At 59.7% G+C, this 18,852-nt stretch carries 21 protein-coding genes; 9 read left to right on the forward strand and 12 right to left on the reverse strand.

Annotated elements, in window-relative coordinates; translation table 11 throughout:
* The first annotated feature begins 82 nt into the window (after positions 1-82).
* Positions 83-1,318, forward strand: a complete 1,236-nt coding sequence (rluB, locus tag BW979_RS09960) for a 23S rRNA pseudouridine(2605) synthase RluB (RefSeq protein ID WP_076383725.1) — start codon at positions 83-85, stop codon at positions 1,316-1,318.
* 537 nt (positions 1,319-1,855) lie between these two features.
* On the opposite strand, the gene BW979_RS09965 is transcribed toward rluB, so the two are convergent.
* Together BW979_RS09965 and BW979_RS27585 are read right to left on the reverse strand one after the other, a co-directional pair.
* Positions 1,856-2,821, reverse strand: a complete 966-nt coding sequence (locus BW979_RS09965) for a leucyl aminopeptidase (RefSeq protein ID WP_076383726.1) — start codon at positions 2,819-2,821, stop codon at positions 1,856-1,858.
* Between the two features lie 90 nt (positions 2,822-2,911).
* Complete coding sequence (locus BW979_RS27585) at positions 2,912-3,049, reverse strand: hypothetical protein (protein WP_003178782.1); 138 nt, start codon at positions 3,047-3,049, stop codon at positions 2,912-2,914.
* A 648-nt stretch (positions 3,050-3,697) separates the two neighbouring features.
* Between BW979_RS27585 and BW979_RS09970 the strand changes: the two genes are divergently transcribed.
* Both BW979_RS09970 and arfB read left to right on the forward strand, forming a co-directional pair.
* Positions 3,698-5,119 carry an amino acid permease gene (locus tag BW979_RS09970; protein ID WP_047226975.1) on the forward strand — a complete coding sequence of 474 codons (1,422 nt, stop codon included), beginning with the start codon at positions 3,698-3,700 and terminating at the stop codon, positions 5,117-5,119.
* A 222-nt stretch (positions 5,120-5,341) separates the two neighbouring features.
* Positions 5,342-5,755 (forward strand): alternative ribosome rescue aminoacyl-tRNA hydrolase ArfB, encoded by a 414-nt coding sequence (gene arfB, locus BW979_RS09980; protein WP_047226974.1) that lies wholly within the window; start codon positions 5,342-5,344, stop codon positions 5,753-5,755.
* On the opposite strand, the gene BW979_RS09985 is transcribed toward arfB, so the two are convergent.
* The 3 genes from BW979_RS09985 to BW979_RS27590 all read right to left on the reverse strand — a co-directional run bounded on the left by BW979_RS09985 (position 5,752) and on the right by BW979_RS27590 (position 7,461).
* Complete coding sequence (locus BW979_RS09985; protein ID WP_047226973.1) at positions 5,752-6,951, reverse strand: MFS transporter; 1,200 nt, start codon at positions 6,949-6,951, stop codon at positions 5,752-5,754. The genes arfB and BW979_RS09985 overlap by 4 nt on opposite strands.
* Positions 6,952-7,034: 83 nt before the next feature.
* Complete coding sequence (locus tag BW979_RS09990; protein WP_076383727.1) at positions 7,035-7,280, reverse strand: hypothetical protein; 246 nt, start codon at positions 7,278-7,280, stop codon at positions 7,035-7,037.
* A 37-nt stretch (positions 7,281-7,317) separates the two neighbouring features.
* The gene (locus tag BW979_RS27590; RefSeq protein WP_172833788.1) at positions 7,318-7,461 is read right to left on the reverse strand and encodes a hypothetical protein; all 144 of its coding nucleotides are present in this window, start codon (positions 7,459-7,461) and stop codon (positions 7,318-7,320) included.
* A 315-nt stretch (positions 7,462-7,776) separates the two neighbouring features.
* Between BW979_RS27590 and BW979_RS09995 the strand changes: the two genes are divergently transcribed.
* The gene (locus BW979_RS09995; RefSeq protein WP_076383728.1) at positions 7,777-9,402 is read left to right on the forward strand and encodes a methyl-accepting chemotaxis protein; all 1,626 of its coding nucleotides are present in this window, start codon (positions 7,777-7,779) and stop codon (positions 9,400-9,402) included.
* An 85-nt stretch (positions 9,403-9,487) separates the two neighbouring features.
* Here the strand turns inward: BW979_RS09995 and BW979_RS10000 are convergent, their stop codons facing one another.
* Positions 9,488-9,793 (reverse strand): PepSY domain-containing protein, encoded by a 306-nt coding sequence (locus tag BW979_RS10000; protein ID WP_047226970.1) that lies wholly within the window; start codon positions 9,791-9,793, stop codon positions 9,488-9,490.
* 81 nt (positions 9,794-9,874) lie between these two features.
* Complete coding sequence (locus tag BW979_RS10005) at positions 9,875-11,002, reverse strand: glycerophosphodiester phosphodiesterase (RefSeq protein WP_047226969.1); 1,128 nt, start codon at positions 11,000-11,002, stop codon at positions 9,875-9,877.
* 244 nt (positions 11,003-11,246) lie between these two features.
* Between BW979_RS10005 and BW979_RS10010 the strand changes: the two genes are divergently transcribed.
* Positions 11,247-11,573: a DUF2025 family protein gene (locus BW979_RS10010; RefSeq protein ID WP_076383729.1), complete on the forward strand. Its 327-nt coding sequence runs from the start codon at positions 11,247-11,249 to the stop codon at positions 11,571-11,573.
* A 671-nt stretch (positions 11,574-12,244) separates the two neighbouring features.
* On the opposite strand, the gene BW979_RS10015 is transcribed toward BW979_RS10010, so the two are convergent.
* Positions 12,245-12,559: an antibiotic biosynthesis monooxygenase family protein gene (locus BW979_RS10015; RefSeq protein WP_076383730.1), complete on the reverse strand. Its 315-nt coding sequence runs from the start codon at positions 12,557-12,559 to the stop codon at positions 12,245-12,247.
* Complete coding sequence (locus BW979_RS10020) at positions 12,556-13,266, reverse strand: CTP synthase C-terminal region-related (seleno)protein (RefSeq protein ID WP_076383731.1); 711 nt, start codon at positions 13,264-13,266, stop codon at positions 12,556-12,558. Before BW979_RS10020 ends, BW979_RS10015 begins: the two co-directional genes overlap by 4 nt.
* A gap of 14 nt (positions 13,267-13,280) precedes the next feature.
* On the opposite strand from BW979_RS10020, the gene BW979_RS10025 reads away from it, so the two are divergent.
* Both BW979_RS10025 and BW979_RS10030 read left to right on the forward strand, forming a co-directional pair.
* Positions 13,281-14,228: a LysR family transcriptional regulator gene (locus tag BW979_RS10025; RefSeq protein WP_076383732.1), complete on the forward strand. Its 948-nt coding sequence runs from the start codon at positions 13,281-13,283 to the stop codon at positions 14,226-14,228.
* 92 nt (positions 14,229-14,320) lie between these two features.
* On the forward strand, positions 14,321-14,854 hold the full coding sequence (locus BW979_RS10030) for a DUF1003 domain-containing protein (RefSeq protein ID WP_047228806.1): 534 nt from the start codon (positions 14,321-14,323) through the stop codon (positions 14,852-14,854).
* 25 nt (positions 14,855-14,879) lie between these two features.
* Here the strand turns inward: BW979_RS10030 and BW979_RS10035 are convergent, their stop codons facing one another.
* The gene (locus tag BW979_RS10035; protein WP_047228799.1) at positions 14,880-15,491 is read right to left on the reverse strand and encodes a TetR/AcrR family transcriptional regulator; all 612 of its coding nucleotides are present in this window, start codon (positions 15,489-15,491) and stop codon (positions 14,880-14,882) included.
* A gap of 186 nt (positions 15,492-15,677) precedes the next feature.
* Between BW979_RS10035 and BW979_RS10040 the strand changes: the two genes are divergently transcribed.
* Positions 15,678-16,733 (forward strand): MBL fold metallo-hydrolase, encoded by a 1,056-nt coding sequence (locus BW979_RS10040; protein ID WP_076383734.1) that lies wholly within the window; start codon positions 15,678-15,680, stop codon positions 16,731-16,733.
* A gap of 15 nt (positions 16,734-16,748) precedes the next feature.
* Here BW979_RS10040 and BW979_RS10045 read toward each other — a convergent pair whose 3' ends face one another.
* Both BW979_RS10045 and BW979_RS10050 read right to left on the reverse strand, forming a co-directional pair.
* Positions 16,749-17,066, reverse strand: coding sequence for a helix-turn-helix domain-containing protein (locus BW979_RS10045; protein ID WP_047228797.1), 318 nt, complete (start codon positions 17,064-17,066; stop codon positions 16,749-16,751).
* An 83-nt stretch (positions 17,067-17,149) separates the two neighbouring features.
* Complete coding sequence (locus BW979_RS10050) at positions 17,150-17,926, reverse strand: AraC family transcriptional regulator (RefSeq protein ID WP_047228796.1); 777 nt, start codon at positions 17,924-17,926, stop codon at positions 17,150-17,152.
* 113 nt (positions 17,927-18,039) lie between these two features.
* Between BW979_RS10050 and BW979_RS10055 the strand changes: the two genes are divergently transcribed.
* Positions 18,040-18,852, forward strand: a complete 813-nt coding sequence (locus BW979_RS10055) for a sulfite exporter TauE/SafE family protein (RefSeq protein WP_076383735.1) — start codon at positions 18,040-18,042, stop codon at positions 18,850-18,852.

Genomic DNA, 18,852 nt, shown 5'->3' on the forward strand with positions numbered 1-18,852 from the left:
CCCTTTGGCGATCCCTTCGTCATAGACCCGTTTTCAAAGTGTCAGGCCACGCCTGACCCGACCACACCGGGAGGTGCCCAGAATGAAAGACCAAGACCAGAACGACAGCCAGGAAATCGGCCCAGCAGGCGAGAAACTGCAAAAAGTCCTCGCCCGTATCGGCGTCGGCTCGCGCCGCGACGTGGAAACCTGGATCACCCAGGGCCGGATCAAGGTCAACGGCAAAGATGCCACCTTGGGCCTGCGTGTCGACATGCATGACGCCATCACCATCAATGGCAAGGTGATCAAGCGCGAAGAGGCCGCCGAAACGGTGCGCCGCGTGATCATGTACAACAAACCCGACGGCGAGATCTGCACCCGTGACGACCCGGAAGGCCGTCCGACCGTGTTCGACAAAATGCCGCGTCCGAAAGAAGGCCGCTGGATCAACATCGGTCGCCTGGACATCAACACCACCGGTTTGCTGATGTTCACCACCGACGGTGAGCTGGCCAACCGCTTGATGCACCCGTCCTACGAGATGGACCGCGAATACGCCGTGCGTGTACGTGGTGAAGTCGACGACGAAATGATCGAGCGCCTGAAGGCCGGCGTCGTGCTGGAAGACGGCCCGGCGCGTTTCACCGACATCAAGCAGGCTCCGGGCGGCGAAGGCTTCAACCATTGGTACCACTGCGTGGTGATGGAAGGCCGCAACCGTGAAGTACGGCGCCTGTGGGAATCCCAGGGGCTGGTGGTCAGCCGCCTCAAGCGCGTGCGTTTCGGTCCGGTGTTCCTCAACTCCGACCTGCCGATGGGCCGCTGGCGCGAAATGAGCCAGTACGAAGTCGACATCCTGGCGGCCGAAGTCGGCCTCAAGCCGGTAGCGATGCCGCAGATGACCGCCAAGAGCAAGGACAAGCTGGAGCGCATGCAGCGTAAATCCTCGCGTCCGATGGGCAAGACCGAGCGCGTGCGTACGCTGCGTCCTGCCGCTGATGGCCCGGCCGCAGGTCCGCGTCCGTCCCGCGAGCCGCAGATCGAAGGCGAACGCCCGGCCCGCAAGCCTGCGCCACGTCAGGACGGCGAACGCGGCCCGCGCACGCCACGTCCGGCCAACGGTCGTACCGAGCGCGGCGAAGGTCGCGGTGCTCCGGCCGGTCGTGGTACGCCGGTGGCGGATCGCCCGGCCGACACCAAGCGTCCGGCCAAACCCGCAGCGAAAAAGCGCCCGGGCATCGTCCTGGTCGACCGCGACACGCCATCGGGCAAACGTCGCGGTGCCCCAGCGGGTTCGGGGCAGCGTCCGGGGTTTGGGCGTCGTAAGCCGGAGTGAGGCAGTTGTGAGGTTCTAGCTGCAAGTCGCAAGAAAAAACGCCAACCGTTGGGTTGGCGTTTTTTTTGTCTGGCTTTAGTGATGCAGTGCTGGTGAGTCCGTCATCGCGAGCAGGCTCGCTCCCACACTGGGGCGGTGTCGACCACAAATTGTCTATTCACCAAAGATCAACTGTGGGAGCGAGCCTGCTCGCGATGGGGCCAGCAGCCCCACTACCATCCCAAGGTCGCCCGTCATCGCGAGCAGGCTCGCTCCCACACTGGGGCGGTGTCGACCACAAATTGTCTATTCACCAAAGATCAACTGTGGGAGCGAGCCTGCTCGCGATGGGGCCAGCAGCCCCACTACCATCCCAAGGTCGCCCGTCATCGCGAGCAGGCTCGCTCCCACACTGGGGCGGTGTCGACCACAAATTGTCTATTCACCAAAGATCAACTGTGGGAGCGAGCCTGCTCGCGATGGGGCCAGCAGCCCCATTACCATCCCAAGGTCGCCCGCCTTTTCTTGCCGCTTGAAGCTTGCCGCTTGAAGCTGCCCCTAAAGCACAAACCGCCCATCAAACATCGGCTCGTTATCCAACGCCAACACACCGCTCTCGAAAATCAGATCCAGATGATGGCTGCCCTTGGCCCCGCCACCCAGCCCCAGGTGCAGGCCGCAATGGCGCTCCTCGAAACCGGCATTGCGGGCATAGAGGCTCTTGACCCCTTCGTTGGTGCCGATGCCCAGTTCCTCGATACGCCGGTTGGACGGGTTGGCGTCCAGGTATTTATTGAAGTCGTGTTCCAGGCCCGGCACATCGCTGGCGATTTTCTGAATGGTGGAGTCTTCGATCCACAACTCCAGCGGCGATTGCAGTACGCCGTATTTGCGGGCGAACGGGATGGTGCTCAGGAAAGTGCCGACGAACTTCACCTGACCGTTAATGGTGTCGCTGTGGGTAGCGATTTCGCCGGGTGCCAGGTCGTAGTTGCCAACACCGTTGATGTCGGTCCATTTCTTGACGCTGTTGAGGGCCGTATCGAAATACGAACCGTGGTCATCCTGAAAACTCAACGTCGTTGCTTGGGACATGCGCCGGATCAGGTGACTGTTGAGCCCGGCGATGCGCTGAGGAATCACGCTGAAGGTGTCGTAGAAATAATCGCCGTAGTCCTTGAACAGCAGCGATTTCTTCCAGTTGTCCGCCATCACGCCTTGCAACGCGCGAACAAAGTCCGGGCCGTCGGGGCGTGGGTTGGGCAGGGTGGAAGAGTCGTAGAAGAAAATGTACAGATCGCTGTCGGCAATCGCCTTGGACAGTCGCTCCGTGGGTTCAAGGTCCAGGCGCATGGTGCTGAACCGGAAGGGTGAACCGCTGCCAGCCTGTTCGGCAATAGCCCCGGTCAGTGCTTCGTAGTCGGCGGTATGGCCGAGCAACACCTTGGCTGGCTGGATGCCGGCCAGGGCGGGATGATGTTCAAGGTAGTAAAGGAAATGTGAGATGGCTCGTTGTGTGTCCATGCTTATTCTTCCCTGACAGTGGTGTTTGGCTTCCCTGAAATCTGCAAAGTGGCGGAGCCGACCGGCCGGATCGCCTCCGCCGGGCGATGCTTACAGAGGCCACATCGCCGTGCCGAACGGAACAACGGCGTCGGCTTGCATCATTTCAACTGCGGCTTCGTGGGTCGGTGCTTCAAACCATTCGTCCAGTTGCAGTTCGGTTTCCAAGTCTTTGTCCAGTGCTTGCATAGTGAATCTCCTAGATGACTTTTACGGAAAATTGCGAAGTCGATTCCGCGATGGAGAACTGACCGGAAGCGGCTGCGCAAAACCTGCCGGCACGACGCCTTGGCAAGTCGCTGAAAACCTAGTCGAGGGTTTTTTGGAATGCAAAAAAATAATTTATTTTTTTTCGTTTGAACTTTTTATTCCATTTTTACCGAAGAAATTAGTTATTCAAAAACAGTTGGCTGTGTAGTTTTTTGCTTAGGTAGCTAGCTACCGTCAATTTGCAGTCAGCTTACAGAAAATTCCCACACGGAAAGTTTGCGTTACGGTTTGTAAAGAAATGCTGACGATTTTTGCCTATCAAATCGGTCTATACCGGCGTTTGGCTGCGCTGTAAGAAAAAACTGCCGAGAAGGTCGGTTTGACGGGGTTTCCGACACTTTGCAGCGCTTGTTTCAAACCGGCGGGACGGGTCAGATGCGCGGCAGACCTGAAGTACGGGGTGCGCGGGTGTCTGGTCGCAGTGGGGCAGCGGTGTACAATGCGCCGCGTTTTACTGTGACCCTTCGCGTACCCACGCATTTTCAAGGTTATCCGCCTTGTTCACTCCGCCACGCCACGAGCGTGTCGGGTTCGATTTCGTCACAGATAAAAACAAATAGGTGACGCATGACCGTTGTAGAAAATACGCATTCAGGCGAGCTGAAACGCGGCCTGAAAAATCGACACATTCAACTGATCGCCCTCGGCGGCGCGATCGGTACAGGCCTGTTCCTCGGCTCGGCGGGGGTGCTGAAGTCAGCCGGCCCGTCGATGATCCTCGGTTACGCCATTTGCGGCTTCATTGCCTTCATGATCATGCGCCAGTTGGGCGAGATGATTGTCGAGGAGCCAGTGGCCGGCTCCTTCAGTCACTTTGCCCACAAGTATTGGGGCGGTTTTGCCGGCTTCCTGTCGGGCTGGAACTGCTGGATTCTCTACATCCTGGTGGGCATGTCGGAACTGACCGCGGTCGGCAAGTACATTCACTACTGGGCGCCGGACATCCCGACCTGGGCTTCGGCGGCAGCGTTTTTCGTCCTGATCAACGTCATCAACCTGGCCAACGTCAAAGTCTTTGGCGAGGCCGAGTTCTGGTTCGCGATCATCAAGGTCGTGGCAATTGTCGGCATGATTGCCCTGGGCAGCTATCTGCTGGTCAGCGGTCACGGTGGCCCACAAGCTTCGGTGACTAACCTGTGGGCCCATGGTGGATTCTTCCCCAACGGCGTGAGCGGTCTGGTGATGGCGATGGCGATCATCATGTTCTCCTTCGGTGGCCTGGAAATGCTTGGCTTCACCGCTGCCGAGGCGGACAAACCGAAAACCGTGATCCCCAAGGCCATCAACCAGGTGATCTACCGGATCCTGATTTTCTACATCGGTGCCCTGGTGGTGCTGTTGTCCCTGACCCCATGGGACAGCCTGCTGAACACACTCAATGCCTCCGGCGATGCCTACAGCGGCAGCCCGTTCGTGCAGGTGTTCTCGATGCTGGGTAGCAATACGGCGGCGCACATCCTCAACTTCGTAGTGCTGACCGCCGCGCTGTCGGTGTACAACAGCGGCACCTACTGCAACAGCCGCATGCTGCTGGGCATGGCCGAACAGGGCGATGCGCCCAAGGCCCTGGCCAAGATCGACAAGCGTGGCGTGCCGGTGCGTTCGATCCTGGCTTCTGCTGCGGTCACGCTGGTGGCGGTGCTGCTTAACTACCTGATCCCGCAGCATGCGCTGGAGTTGTTGATGTCGCTGGTGGTCGCGACCCTGGTGATCAACTGGGCGATGATCAGCTATTCGCACTTCAAGTTCCGTCAGCACATGAACCAGACCCGCCAGACACCGCTGTTCAAGGCGCTGTGGTATCCGTACGGCAACTATGTCTGCCTGGCGTTCGTGGTGTTCATTCTTGGGGTAATGCTGCTGATTCCCGGCATCCAGATATCGGTCTACGCGATTCCGGTGTGGGTGGTGTTCATGTGGGTGTGCTACCTGATCAAGAACAAGCGCAGTGCCCGGCAGGACATGGCTGTGGCCGCTGCCGCCAAGTAAGCGTCCTTGAAATACAACAAACCCGGCACTTGGCCGGGTTTGTTGTATTCAGACTCATGCTGATCCCTGTGGGAGCGAGCCTGCTCGCGATGGCGCCAGCACATTCAGCATTGATGCAAGCTGACCCACCGCTATCGCGAGCAGGCTCGCTCCCACAAGGGTTGGTCGCTGTCTTGGGGATTCGCGGTATTCTGTGGGTCCTGATACCGGACCTCTTTTTCCATGCTGGCAATTTCCAACACTGTGCACATCCCGGACGCCGAGATCGAGCTGACGGCCATCCGTGCCCAAGGCGCCGGCGGGCAGAACGTCAACAAGGTGTCCAGCGCCGTGCACTTGCGTTTCGACATTGCGGCCTCGTCCTTGCCCGATTTCTACAAGGAGCGGTTGTTGGCGCTGCGCGACAGTCGCATCACCAGCGACGGCGTGTTGATCATCAAGGCCCAGCAATACCGCACCCAGGAACAGAACCGGGCCGATGCCCTGGAACGCCTGACCGAGCTGATCCTCAACGCCACCAAGGTCGAAAAGAAGCGCCGTCCGACCAAACCGACCCTGGGCTCGAAGAAACGTCGCCTGGAATCCAAGACCAAGCGCGGTTCGATCAAAGCCGGGCGCGGCAAGGTGGATTTCTAGTTTTTCTCCCGCTCCTGGCGATACTTCGGCGCCTGGCGGTACAGGTAGAGACTCAGCAACAACCCGCCCAAGGCCGCCAGCGCGGCGAACAAAAAGATCGAAGCAAAACCGAAACCTGCGGCAATCGCACCGGCCAACGGCCCGGTAATCCCCAGGGACAAGTCAATGAACAACGAATAGGCGCCCACCGCCGCGCCACGGCTGGAGGCGGGTACCAGGTTGACCGCTTCCACCCCCAGCGCCGGGAACACCAGGGAAAAACCGAAGCCGCTCAATGCCGCGCCGGCCAAGGCCCAGTGCGCATCCGGCGCCAGCCACAGCAACAACAACCCCAGGGTTTCCACCGACAGGCAGGCAATCGCCACCCGGAAGCCGCCCAGGCGGTTGATCAAATTACCGAACAGCAAGCGCGCGCCGATGAAGCTGGCGCCGAACAGGCTCAGGCACAGCACTGCGTTGTCCCACTGCTGCGTGGCGTAATACAGGGTGATGAACGTGGCGATGGTGCCAAAACCGATGGAGCCCAGGGCCAGGCCGCAGCCATGGGGCAGGACGCGTCCGAGAACATGCATGAAAGGCAGCCGTTCGCCAGTGACAATGGGCGCCGCCGTTTTCGGCCAGGCCAGCGCCAGCCCCAGCAACGCCAGCAAAATAATGCTGACGCCCATGCTCCACAGCCCCAGGGATTTCACCAGCCACACCCCCAACGGCGCGCCAATCGCCAGCGCGCCGTAGCTGGCGATACCGTTCCAGGAAATCACCTTGGCGGTATTCGCCGCGCCGACCCGGCCGATGCCCCAGCCAATCGATCCCGAGCCTACCAGGCTTTCGGCGCTGCCCAGCACTAGGCGGCCGATCAGCAGGCTGATCAGGCTCAGCGTCGGTAGGTTTGACGTCCAGGCAGACGCCAGCATGAACACACCGCTCAGCCCGCAACCGGCGAGGCCGAACATGACCGCGCGCTTGCTCCCCAGGTTGTCGATGATCCGTCCGGCATAAGGACGACTGAGGAGGGTGGCCAGGTACTGGACGCTGATTACCAACCCGGCGATCACCGCGCCAAAACCCAGTTCGCCGTGGACGAACCCGGGCAACACGGCGAGGGGAATGCCGATATTCAGGTAGCCAATGAAAGTGAACAGAACGATGGAAACGACTTGCAGCGTGACCGCCAAGGGGCGCTGGGTATCTGGCATGGGTAAAGAGTCCACGGAGCAGCAGGATAGATAGGCTGCTTATGATAGCGGTGCCTGCGACCGTGAAGCGTGGAAAAGTAAAACTATTTGCCGGATGGCGCTGGGGTGTCGTCTTGTCCGGCCACCAGGTGTGTGGTGACCAATGCAGCGAGGGCGTTTTCTTCAGTGCCAAATCGTGCCAGCAGGGCGGCTTGTTTCTCTGGGGAAAGGCGCGTCCAGATATCGACCATCTTTTCGGCGGTGCCGATCAGGACGCTGGCTTGGGCTTCGCTGAAGGTAGGGTCATCGGTCATGGGGGGCTCAGGATTCAGGCAGTGTGGAAAGCGCATCTTAGCGCTTTCCACACGGTCTGGTCGTGCGGGTGAATCAGTCTTCGCTGTCGGCCTGGCGGCGTTCAGTGGCTTCTTTGGGCTCGGGTTGCTGGGCGTCTGGTTGCCCCCCGGCTTGTAGCGTGGTCGTCTGCTCAGTTTCGTGCAGGCTAGGGAAGGGGAGATTAGGAATCTCGTGCATATCGCGCTCCTCGCAAAGTCTGTTGGTAGATCTGGTAGATCCGCGCTTTTACAAAGCTTGGGCAGGATACAGCAGAAGAAATGACAAAAAGACTTTTAAGTTCCGTTGCGGCGACAAAAGGGCTTGTCTGGACAGGACATGTCCAATCATCAAACGCCTGCTACCGGTCGTCGCGAAGGCTCAAGAATGCGCACGGCGGGTCGATGGCTTGTACATATCCCGCATTCGGTTGCGACACTGCAAACCACGAACATGGAGGTCGGGACGTGTCGTCCGTGAGCTTGGCTCTTTCTTCTTTTCAAGAGATTTCCCTCCATGTTTCTACAAAAATCCCTGAGAGCGCAGATTCTCGCCTTGCTCAGTGGCAGCCTGCTGGCGATGTTGCTGATTGCCCTGGCGTCTTTCCATTTCCTCTCCAACGGCGTCCAGAACTATCGCAACCTGATCGATGGCCCGTTGCGTGCGTCGCAGTTGATCGATGAGGCCAACCTGCAATTCAAGGTGCAGGTCCAGGAATGGAAAAACGTTCTGCTGCGCGGCAAGCAGCCGGCAGACCTGGCTAAATACTGGAAGCAGTTCGAAGATCGCCAGCATGATGTCCAGGGTATTCTTGGCCAGTTGATCGCCCTTGAAGGGGTTGCGACACCCATCAAGACTCGGATCGAGGGTCTGCGAGACGAACACCGTCAATTGGGTGCGGCCTACCAGAAGGGCCGTGATGCGTTTGTGACGGCGGGCGGCGATGCGGCGGCGGGTGATGCGGCGGTCAAAGGTGTGGACCGCGCGGCCAGCGAGCAAATGAGTGCGCTGGTGGTGGAGTTGCGCAAACTTGCCGGCGAACAATCGGCGCAGATCAGTGCCGGTGCCGATCGCACGATTATGCTGGGCACCGTGATCATGCTGGTTTCCGGCCTGCTGATCGGGCTGTTCAGCCTGTGGCTGGTCAATCGCAACCTGGTGCAGCCGATCCGCAACCTGATCGAATACGTGACCCAACTGAGTCGCGGCCGTTTCGCCGAGCGGGTAGTCAGCAACCGGCAGGACGAATTGGGTGACCTGGCGCTGGCCGCCAATACCCTGCGCGACTTTCTCGCCGAAACCTTCTCGCGTCTGCAGCGCAGTGCCACGGAACTGGACAGTGCCAGCGGCGAGCTTAATGCCATCGCCAGCCTGATGAGCCAAGGCACCAGCGAGCAATTCGAACGCACCGACCAGGTGGCGACGGCGATGAACGAAATGTCCGCCACCGCCCAGGAAGTCGCTCGCCATGCCGCCGACGCGGCACAGGCCGCCGATGACGCCGATCACTCGGCGCAGCAGGGCGAGAAGGTCATGCAAGGGACCATTCATACCATCACCCGCATGCGCGGTGAAATCGCCAACACGGCCACAGTCATCCGCCAGTTGGAAACCGATAGCGGGCGCATTGGCAAGGTGCTGGAAGTGATCCGCGGTATCGCCGAGCAGACCAATCTGTTGGCCCTCAACGCTGCCATCGAAGCGGCCCGGGCTGGCGAGGCTGGACGCGGTTTCGCGGTGGTTGCCGATGAGGTGCGCAGTCTGGCCCAGCGCACCGCCTCGTCCATCATCGAGATCAACCAGATTATCCAGACCGTGCAAACCGGTGCGGTGGATGCAGCCCAGGCCATCGAGAGCGGTCAGTCGCGCAGTGAAGAAAGTGTGGAGCAGGTGACTCAGGCCGGTGTGATGCTCGAACGCATTACCCAGGCCGTGGAAGCGATTCGCGACATGAATCGTCAGATCGCCACTGCCGCAGAAGAGCAGACCTCGGTGGCTGAAGACATCTCGCGCAACCTGACCGAAATCACCTGCATCGCCAGCACTAACCTGGACAATGTACAGCGCACCGAAGCCGCGAGTCGGAACCTGCACGGTTTGTCAGGGCAGTTGAATGAAGTGACGGCGCGGTTGAGTGCCTGACGGTCGACGGTCGTTAGCGGTAGTTGTCGATAGATGCAAAAAAGCCGCGCAACCCTGAGGTTGCGCGGCTCATTTTAGTGACCAATTAACGGTCTTGCTTGTCGCTCAGGACTTTGCCGGTAGTTGCGTCAAAGTCTACATCCCACTCTGTGCCATCGGCCATTCTCAGTTCAACTTCATATTCATAACCGTTGAAGTGGTTATCCAGGTCGGTGTCGGTGATGGTTGCGCCTGGGTGCAACTTCAGGGCTGCTTGGTTCATCTCTTCCAGCGGCTTGATTTTTCCGCTCTTGACCAACTCAGGAATCTGGTCGACTCGAACATCAGCCTGGGCCAGGCCGGCGGTGAGGGTCAGGGCTGCGGCGGTGAACAGGGCAGTCAAAGTTTTCATGTGTTCTTTCCTTGCTGTGATTAAGGGGTGTGTCGTTTAAGTGGGTTCAGATTAACTGTGGCAACTTAATTCACCCTTAATTCAGTAACCGTTGTTCTCCAGCACCTGCGCCACGCTGCCTGTTTCGGGACGCTTCAAGTATTTGAGCAGTTCGCTGGCGCGGTTGGTAAAGATGCCATCCACTCCGGCCTCCAGCACTTTTCTGAAGTCCACCGCTTCATCAACCGTATAAACGTGCACCAACAAACCCTGGTCATGGGTGTATTGGTTCATCCACGGCTGCACCAGATCCGAATAACTCTGGCTGCCGCCTTGAGTCAACGCGGCGGACGGCCCGGTGCCGATAGCGCCTTGTGCCTTGGCGAATTGAACCCATTGTTCAAACTCGGCGTTGTCCTTGGGCTGCTGTTTGGCGTAATAGGCCGCCTTGTCCGTTTCGCCGGACTCGGCAAACGTCACCTTCGACTTGGCCTCGATGTAGCCATCGCCCACCCACAACAGCAGGACTTTTGGCACGTTCGGCATTTCTTTTTGCAGCAGTTCGAGGCTGCTCTTTTCGAAGGTTTGCAACACCACCTTGCCTTTGCCCTGACCTACACCGGTGGCGCGTTTGGCGAGCTTGGAGCCCGACGGGCTCAACCAGCCGCGGTCATGCAGTTTATCCTTCAAGTCGCGCTCGATGCCGGGGAACAGCTTCGGCTCCTTGGTTTCGATGTACAGCCCCGGTTTGTGCAGCGGGTTGCCTTCGGCGATGTTGATGACTTCGTCGAGGGTGAGGATTTTCAGGCCCACGAACGACGGGCGGGCGCGGTCCGGGTAGGCGGTGTTGAACCAACTGCCGGCATCGAGGGTTTTGAGTTCCGCCATGGTGAATTCGTTGGCGGTGCTGTCCTTGCGCTCGGGGAATTTGGTCGCGACATCGGTGGTGCGCAGCAGGCTGTCGTCGTGCAGCACGAACAGTACGCCGTCCTTGCTGCGTTGCAGGTCCAGTTCCAAGTAGTCGGCGCCCAGGTCGCGGGCCAGTTTGTAGGCCGCGGCGGTGGTTTCCGGCGCGTCAAACGAGGCGCCGCGGTGGGCGATCACCGCTGGGTGAGGAATGCCCTGAAGGGCCGCGAGGGACTTGGGGGGCGCGGCTTCGCCGGCCTGTGTCTGGCCGAAGCCAAGCAGCAGGCTCAGCATCAGGGCACTACGGGTGAAGGTGACAGGCATGCTCGAGATCCTTTCGTGGGTTTCGCAAAGACCTATCTTTTAACAACTGAACGTTCCTGGCGCTATCGCTATACCGACATAAAAATGCGCAAAGCAGATTTTTCCCACGCTTTTTCAGGCTGCTTTGCAGTACGCTTGGCCGCACCAGTTTCCCCGGCAGAGGGAAACCCGAAGACAGCATCCACTTGCCCTGCGTGTAAACCATCGATCAGACGTCCTGCGGGACGCATCCATGAGGTTTACCATGCGCACCACTTCGACATTCATCTGCCAGGCCGCCGACCAGCTCAAGGGTTTTGTCGGCCTGAACCGCAAAACCGGCCAGTACATCGTGCGCTTCAGCGAAGATGCCTTTGGCATGGACGTGGCCGACGACGGCATCATCCCCACCTGCGAATTTGTCTGGACTCCGGTGGCAGACGGCACCATGGCCCTGAGTCGCCAGCGCATCCAGTTGCTGCTGGACCAGAACATCGACGACCGGATCAACCTCACCGAACCGTTGCGGGTTTACATGGCCCGTAGCGACCTGCCGGAGATTGTTGCAGTGCGTCAGTTGGTGGAAGGCTAAAGCCACGCCGACTATGAATGGGCTGAAAAAAAACTGTGGGAGAAAGGCTTGCCCGCGATGGCGGCGGCACATTCAGCATGGATGCAAGCTGACCCAGCGCTTTCGCGAGCAAGCCCGCTTCCACGAGGGATTTGAAGTGAACACCGAATCGGTTAGCCCTGAAAAACCACTGTGGGAGCAAGGCTTGCCCGCGATGGCGGCGGCACATTCAACACTGATGCAAGCTGATCTGCCGCAATCGCGAGCAGGCTCGCTCCCACAAGGGGTCTGAGGTGGACACCGAATCGGTTAACCCTGAAAAACCACTGTGGGAGCAAGGCTTGCCCGCGATGGCGGCAGCACATTCAACACTGATGCAAGCTGATCTGCCGCAATCGCGAGCAGGCTCGCTCCCACAAGGGATTTGCGGTGAACACCGAATTGGATAGCCCTGAAAAACCACTGTGGGAGCAAGGCTTGCCCGCGATGGCGGCGGCACATTCAGCATGGATGCAAGCTGACCCAGCGCTTTCGCGAGCAAGCCCGCTTCCACAAGGGATTTGAGGTGGACACCGAATCGGGTAGCCCTGAAAAACTAATGTGGGAGCGAGCCTGCTCGCGATGACGGCGGCACATTCAGCATGGATGCAAGCTGGCCCAGCGCTTTCGCGAGCAGGTTTTGTAGGCTGGCATCAGGTTTGGCGCTGGAAGGCATAGTCCCGTTCGACCTTGCACACCCGCGTGTGGCAATGGGCGTACCAGGTCGAGCGACCGCGTTCGCGGATTGCGCGGTGTTCGGGGTGCTGTTTCCAGGCCAGGATCGCCGCTTCGCTGCTCCAGTAGGACACGGTGATGCCCAAGCCGTCTGCGCCACGGGCCGACTCGACGCCGAGGAAGCCCGGCTGCTCTTGAACCAGAGTCAGCATGCGCTCAGCGGCTTGGGCGTAACCCTGGTCCCCCTCAGTGCGCAGGGAGGTGAAAATCACCGCGTAATACGGGGCGCTCATGATGCTGTCCTCCGGCAAGCCTCGACAAACGCACTGACCAGCGGCGGCACACGTCCTTCCAACGCTGCGCGCTCAGGCTGGAACAGGGTCGCGACAAAAAAAGGATGATCAGCCAGCTCCACGGCCCGTAAATCGCCAGCCGAATCCCGGGCCACGGCGTGCAAGCGGTCACTCAGCAAGTCCCGCTCAAACTGTGGATTGACCCCAAAGCTGCACCGATATCCTTCGAAAACCTTAAGGCGACCATAGGCCTTGGCAATCAACGAATCGGCGTCAAGCTCAAGACAGTCGATGGTTTCGATCAGCGCACAGCTTAACGGCGTCAGCAGTGCCCGTTCAGCCTCGGGAGCTGTTTCGCCATGGGCTGCGTCGGCCCAGCCCTTCACATTGCGCGCGTATTCCAGCACGGTATGCTGAAAACCGCCGCAGGTGCCGAGGAAAGGGCGACGCTGTTCGCGGGCAAAACGAATGGCTTGCAGCGCGCCATTTTCGTTTCGGTAAGGGCTGCCGGGCACGCACCAGACCCCGTCGAAACCATTCAGGACGGCGCTGTCGGTGATGAGGTCGGTGCCCAGCCATTGAAATCCAATGTGATGACCGGTTTGCTTGCTGGCCAGTTCGAGTGCGATGGGGATGGCCCGATGGGCCGTTATTTGAGGGTCATAGTCGCCGACCAGGGCGATGTGCAAAGAACGCTGGTTTTCCATGAGAGGCTCGCCGCTTGTTGATTCCTGGTCGCCACTATAGATTGGCGTTCACGCAATCAATATTGGCATTTGCCCAAGTGATCAATGCATCGACGCACTATCGTCTGGACTATCCCGATCTGTCCCTGATCCTGGCGCTGGTCCGTGGCGGTTCGCTGGCCCGAGCCGCGCGCTTGCTGCACGTGGATGTGTCCACGGTCTTCCGCTCGGTACGGCGGCTGGAGGCCGCCCTGGGCCAACCCTTGTTCGAAAAAAGCCGTGCAGGGTATTTGCCCACGAGCCTGGCCCAGGCGCTGGCTGAGCAGGCCGAGCGCGCCGAACAAGCGTTGGAGGCGGCGCGTATCGGGGTGGAGCAGGGCGGTGAGGTCGTCAGCGGCACGGTGCGCCTGACCTGCACTGACTCGGTCCTGCAAGCATTGTTGCTGCCGGCCCTGGCGCGGTTCATGCCTGCTTACCCGGCGCTGTTCCTTGAGCTGAGCACCTCGAACGACTTTGCCAACCTGAGCCGCCGCGACGCCGACATCGCCTTGCGACTGACCCGTACGCCGCCGGAACATCTGGTCGGGCGGCATCTGGGTAATGTGGTTTATCGGGTATGTGCCGACACCCGCTATCTGCGTTCGGTAAATACGGATGATCTGGCCGCCATGACCTGGATCGCGCCGGATGACTTTCTCCCCGATCACCCCACTGTGGCTTGGCGCCGTCAGCATCTTCCTGGCGTGGTGCCGGCCTATCGCTGCAACAGCATGCTTTCGGTCACCGAGTTGGTTCGAGCCGGGCTGGGCGTGGCGGCGTTGCCGGACTTTCTGATCGGCGAAAACAAGGGCCTTACCCCCATTGGCGAACCGCTGGTGGGGTATGACACGGCCCTTTGGCTGCTGACCCGGCCCGACTGTCGCGCCTTGCGCTCAGTGGTGACATTGTTCGATGAACTCAGGTGCAATCTGCGCTTGCACTGACTTTTGTCCAACAGGGCGTTGATGGCTCAATCGAGGAGGATCTCCCGGCGGTATAGTGACTTGAGCCCCAGCCTCAGGCAGAGAACATCATGATGACAGAATCGTCGCAGCCCACTTCCACAGCACCTGTTGATCACTTGCGTTTTCATCGTCCCCACGCGCATTTGGGGCCGACCTTTGGTAATGACCGCTTTGCGCTACGCGCGGAGGCATTCGCGCGTTTTTTCGGGACACCCATGTTCCTGGGGGCGCAGACCTTGATCGTGTTGATCTGGATAAGCCTGAACATGTTGGGTGTGGTTCATTTCGATGCTTACCCGTTCATCTTGCTGAATCTGGCGTTCAGCCTACAGTCGGCCTACGCCGCCCCGCTGATCCTGCTGGCGCAGACACGCCAAGCCGCGCGGGACAAGGCCCAAGCCGAAGCGGATGCTCAACATCGCGAAGCACTGGCCATTGCCAACAGTGAGCGCCAGGCCCAGGCAGCACAGAACACGGCGCAATTGCTCGAGTTGTTGGAGCAGAACACCCGCCTGACGGAAATGACCAAGGCATTGACCGAGCGCATCGACTGCCTGACTACCGAGATGCACGAGAAATTCGTGAGCAAGCCATCGATGCCGTAATCCGTTTCTGCGGTGGTAGCGACACTCAGACCTGATAGCGGGCCAGGAACATGTCGAGGGCCGATTCAACCACCTGAGTCTGTTCATCCTGGGTCAGGCACGGCTGGCCCATGGAAATTTGAGGCCAGAAGGCGAACGTCTTGATCAGCCCGTGCATCTGTTGCGCCGCAAACGCCGGCTCCACGGCTTTCAACCGACCGTCGGCCTGGGCCTGGCGAATCCACACGGTCAAACCTTCTTCGCGCTGACCCATGCGCGCAACCATATCCTGGGCTCGCTCGGGCGAATGAATCGTCGCGGCAATGGCGATGCGCGCCAGATCGAGAAAATTATCGTCTGCCAGCATGTGCAATTTGGCTTGCAGCAGCTTTCGAAGCTGCTCACGCAGGGGCTGCTCCGGGCTGTAGGCCATGTCCTGTTCGGCGGTAATGCTGTTCCACAATCGATTCAGAATTTCCGCAAACAACTCCTCTTTGCTGGGGAAGTGGTTATATACCGTGCGCTTTGACACACCCGCCGTCGCCGCGATCTTGTCCATGCTGGTGATCTCGAAACCGCTGCTACGGAATTCGGCAATCGCGGCCTGGAGGATGGATTCGCGTTTTCGCTCGGTGAGGCGCTGCGGCGGTACGGTCATGGTTAATCATCATCTGGAGAAGGGAAGTTACACTTGGCAGTTTACTTGCTCTCGGGATTGCTGCAATCTACAAACTACACCGAGTAGTGTAGTTTTCAATCAGGCGGCTGAGCGTGCATGCAACGGCCATTAGCGTCCCACAACGGCGAAGCGCAATTGCGACGACGTCCTTGGAGTTTTCGCATCATGACCATTTTTTCTTCGACTGACAGCCCTGCGGTGCTTCCTTCATCCCAGCAGGAGCAAGGAAAGTACCGTAACCACGCCCCTACACCGCGCCAAGGGCTCGGCCAGATGCTACGCATCATGTGGAACATGATCTTCCACAAACCGCGCAACACCCGTCCTGCGGGCACCATCGAGGTACAACCGCTGACGCGCGCCGACCTGCTGGCCGCGCCGAACAACAGCGTCTTCCGCCTCGGGCATTCCACGGTGCTGCTCAAGCTGCGAGACAAGTTCTGGCTGACCGACCCGGTTTTTTCCGAGCGCGCTTCCCCCCTGCAATGGGCTGGCCCCAAGCGCTTCCATCAGCCGCCCATCAGCCTGGAACAGCTGCCGCCAATTGAAGCGGTGATTCTTTCCCATGATCACTACGACCATCTCGATCATCAGGCCATCCTCCAACTTGCCGCCAAGACACGGCATTTCCTGGCCCCTCTCGGGGTGGGCGACACCCTGATCAAATGGGGCATCGACGCCAGCAAGGTGCGTCAGCTGGACTGGTGGCAGAGCACCGAAGTGGACGGCATTGAATTCATCGCCACACCCTCCCAGCACTTTTCCGGTCGCGGGCTGTTCGACGGCAACAGCACGTTATGGGCTTCGTGGGTGATGATCGATGGCGCCACCCGAATCTTCTTCAGCGGCGACACGGGCTATTTCGACGGGTTCAAACGCATCGGCCAGCAATACGGCCCATTCGACCTGACGCTGATGGAAACCGGCGCCTACAACGTCGAATGGCCGCACATCCACATGCAACCGGAGCAAACCCTCCAGGCGCATATCGACCTCAATGGCCGCTGGTTGCTGCCGATCCACAACGGCACGTTCGATTTGTCGATGCATGCCTGGTACGAACCCTTCGATCGCATCCTGGCCCTGGCCTGGGAGCGCAACGTCTGCATTGCCACCCCGCAAATGGGTGAAGCTTTCAGCCTCGCGCAACCGCAACGTGGCCGCGCCTGGTGGCTGGACGTGGAACCCTCGGCTTATCAAGACCAGCCCGATATGGCCTGACCCTCGACGCATCGATCATTCGATCATTGCGTAGTCTGGCCGCCCCATCGGATCCGGCGTGGCGCCTTTGATATTCATGCCGCGCCCAGGCGCAAAGCCCGGGAAGAACACCAGGCCTTCGGCTTCCAGCCGAAAGGCCAGGGCCAGGCGGGTGACATCAAGTAGCTCGCCCCCCGCTTCGAAGCGCCGGATGGCCTGGGTCGAGACTCCAGACTGCCGTGACAATTCCTCGACACTCCAGCCCAGCATGGCTCGAGCCTGCGCGCTGTGGGCAGGGGTGAATTGATAGACAGCGATGCGTTCCAGGGTGGTTTTGATTGCGAGCGAGGCCATGGGAGTTCTCCAAAGCTGTGGATTCAAAAAATACTGTGTTTTTGTACAGTTGTTTTGAATCCTGATCAATCTCATTTTTTTGATCAATGACCGGTGGTCTTTTCCAGCCAGGCACTCGGTGCGTGACCCAGCACCCGACGAAACATGGTGGAGAACGCTGCGGGGCTGTCGTAGCCCAGATCCAGGGCAATACGGGTTACCGAATCGCCTACGACCAATCGAGACAGCGCCGACATCACACAGGCCTGTTGTCGCCATTGGCTGAAACTCAACCCGGTTTCCCGGCTGAACAGCCGATTGAACGAGCGCAGGCTGATAGGCAACTGCGCCACCCATTGCACAGGTGAGACGTGGGCGTTGGGGCGTTTCAGAAACTCCTGGCACAGGCCGAGCAGGCGTGGGTCCTTGGGCAGTGGCAGGTGCAACGGCAAATGAGTGCTGCGCAACAGTTCGTGCAGCAACAGATTGATCAGCGCGCCGTCGCGTCCGGCCTCGTCGTATTCCGGCGCAAGCTCCACGGCTTCCAGCAGCAACTGGCGCATCAGGGGCGACACGCTGATGACTTGGCAACGGGCGTCCATGGCCGTCACCGCGGCCGGTTCGATGTACACGCTGCGCGTGCTGACCCCCAGCATCAGCACCTCATGGGCAACCCCGGGCGGGATCCATACCGCCCGTTGCGGCGGCACCACCCAATTACCGTCTTCGGTGCGGACGTGCATCACACCAGTGGCGCCATACAGCAACTGCGCCCGGCGATGATGGTGCGAGGGCAGTAAATGTCCGTGGGGGTAGTCGGTGCCAATGGCGACGACAGCCCTGGGGATCGCATCCAATAAATCGATCGAAGTGTTGCGCATCGAGGGGCTACTCATCATTGGCGTAAACGCAAACATTATTGGCCTGTTTGCTAGAGCGGGCCAAGCTTCGCTTATCTAACGTGGGGCGCCTCCCATTTCACGGATTCGCCTCGATGTTCTATGTATTGCTTGCGTGCTTCGGCTGCCTGAGTGGCGTAACGGCGGTGTTGTTCGGCTTTGGCGGCGGTTTCGTCGTGGTGCCTTTGATGTATCGCATGCTGATGGCCCATCACTCGGGTGACGCCATCGGTGAATCGGCCATGCACATTGCCGTCGCCACCTCGACCTGCGTCATGATCGTCAACGCCCTGGTCGCCACCGGAAAACACCAGCGTGCCGGTCAACTGATTCGTCATTACCTGTGGCCGTTCGGCGGTTTCATTGCGCTGGGGGCGGTCTTCGGCGCAGCGGCCGCCACTTGGCTCAATGGCGAGATTATCCGCTACGCCTTCATGGCTTACCTGGGCCTGACCATCCTGGACTGCCTGCTGCGGCGAGGTTTTCTGACACGCGCCAGCGATGCCGTCCTACGCCCTTTGGCGCCAATGGAGACCGCGTTGGGCGGCACAACCATCGGAATCATCGCCACAATGCTGGGCGTCGGCGGCAGCGTCATGACCGTGCCACTGCTGCGCCGTTGTGGCCTGAGCATGTCCCAGGCCACGTCGATGGCCAATCCACTGAGCGTGCCCGTCGCGTTGGCCGGCACCGTCACCTACATGGGCTTGGCCAGCTTCACCGGGACAGACTTCGGCCCGTGGTTTGTCGGTTTCGTAGACTTGCTGGCCTTTGTTGTGCTCACACTCGGCGCGCTACTGGGCATCCGCCTGGCAACGCCATGGATCGGGCGGATACCGGATCGGCTGCATGCGCGGGTGTATGTAGGGTTGTTGATGTTTGTGATGGTTGGGATGTGGCTAGGGTAG

Origin of the sequence: Pseudomonas sp. A214 (assembly GCF_900156295.1) — a bacterium.
Lineage (GTDB): Bacteria > Pseudomonadota > Gammaproteobacteria > Pseudomonadales > Pseudomonadaceae > Aquipseudomonas > Aquipseudomonas rhizophila.

Bases quoted from the DNA above. Each gene is read 5' to 3' on its own strand.
- BW979_RS27590 (WP_172833788.1), bottom strand. From the start codon at position 7,461: ATGCACGAGATTCCTAATCTCCCCTTCCCTAGCCTGCACGAAACTGAG.
- BW979_RS09990 (WP_076383727.1), bottom strand. From the start codon at position 7,280: ATGCGCTTTCCACACTGCCTGAATCCTGAGCCCCCCATGACCGATGAC.
- BW979_RS10020 (WP_076383731.1), bottom strand. From the start codon at position 13,266: ATGGAAAACCAGCGTTCTTTGCACATCGCCCTGGTCGGCGACTATGAC.
- BW979_RS09965 (WP_076383726.1), bottom strand. From the start codon at position 2,821: ATGGACACACAACGAGCCATCTCACATTTCCTTTACTACCTTGAACAT.
- BW979_RS10040 (WP_076383734.1), top strand. From the start codon at position 15,678: ATGACCATTTTTTCTTCGACTGACAGCCCTGCGGTGCTTCCTTCATCC.
- BW979_RS10010 (WP_076383729.1), top strand. From the start codon at position 11,247: ATGCGCACCACTTCGACATTCATCTGCCAGGCCGCCGACCAGCTCAAG.
- BW979_RS27585 (WP_003178782.1), bottom strand. From the start codon at position 3,049: ATGCAAGCACTGGACAAAGACTTGGAAACCGAACTGCAACTGGACGAA.
- BW979_RS09985 (WP_047226973.1), bottom strand. From the start codon at position 6,951: ATGCCAGATACCCAGCGCCCCTTGGCGGTCACGCTGCAAGTCGTTTCC.
- BW979_RS10030 (WP_047228806.1), top strand. From the start codon at position 14,321: ATGACAGAATCGTCGCAGCCCACTTCCACAGCACCTGTTGATCACTTG.
- BW979_RS10005 (WP_047226969.1), bottom strand. From the start codon at position 11,002: ATGCCTGTCACCTTCACCCGTAGTGCCCTGATGCTGAGCCTGCTGCTT.
- BW979_RS10050 (WP_047228796.1), bottom strand. From the start codon at position 17,926: ATGCGCAACACTTCGATCGATTTATTGGATGCGATCCCCAGGGCTGTC.
- BW979_RS10045 (WP_047228797.1), bottom strand. From the start codon at position 17,066: ATGGCCTCGCTCGCAATCAAAACCACCCTGGAACGCATCGCTGTCTAT.
- rluB (WP_076383725.1), top strand. From the start codon at position 83: ATGAAAGACCAAGACCAGAACGACAGCCAGGAAATCGGCCCAGCAGGC.
- BW979_RS09995 (WP_076383728.1), top strand. From the start codon at position 7,777: ATGTTTCTACAAAAATCCCTGAGAGCGCAGATTCTCGCCTTGCTCAGT.
- BW979_RS10035 (WP_047228799.1), bottom strand. From the start codon at position 15,491: ATGACCGTACCGCCGCAGCGCCTCACCGAGCGAAAACGCGAATCCATC.
- BW979_RS10015 (WP_076383730.1), bottom strand. From the start codon at position 12,559: ATGAGCGCCCCGTATTACGCGGTGATTTTCACCTCCCTGCGCACTGAG.
- arfB (WP_047226974.1), top strand. From the start codon at position 5,342: ATGCTGGCAATTTCCAACACTGTGCACATCCCGGACGCCGAGATCGAG.
- BW979_RS10055 (WP_076383735.1), top strand. From the start codon at position 18,040: ATGTTCTATGTATTGCTTGCGTGCTTCGGCTGCCTGAGTGGCGTAACG.
- BW979_RS09970 (WP_047226975.1), top strand. From the start codon at position 3,698: ATGACCGTTGTAGAAAATACGCATTCAGGCGAGCTGAAACGCGGCCTG.
- BW979_RS10000 (WP_047226970.1), bottom strand. From the start codon at position 9,793: ATGAAAACTTTGACTGCCCTGTTCACCGCCGCAGCCCTGACCCTCACC.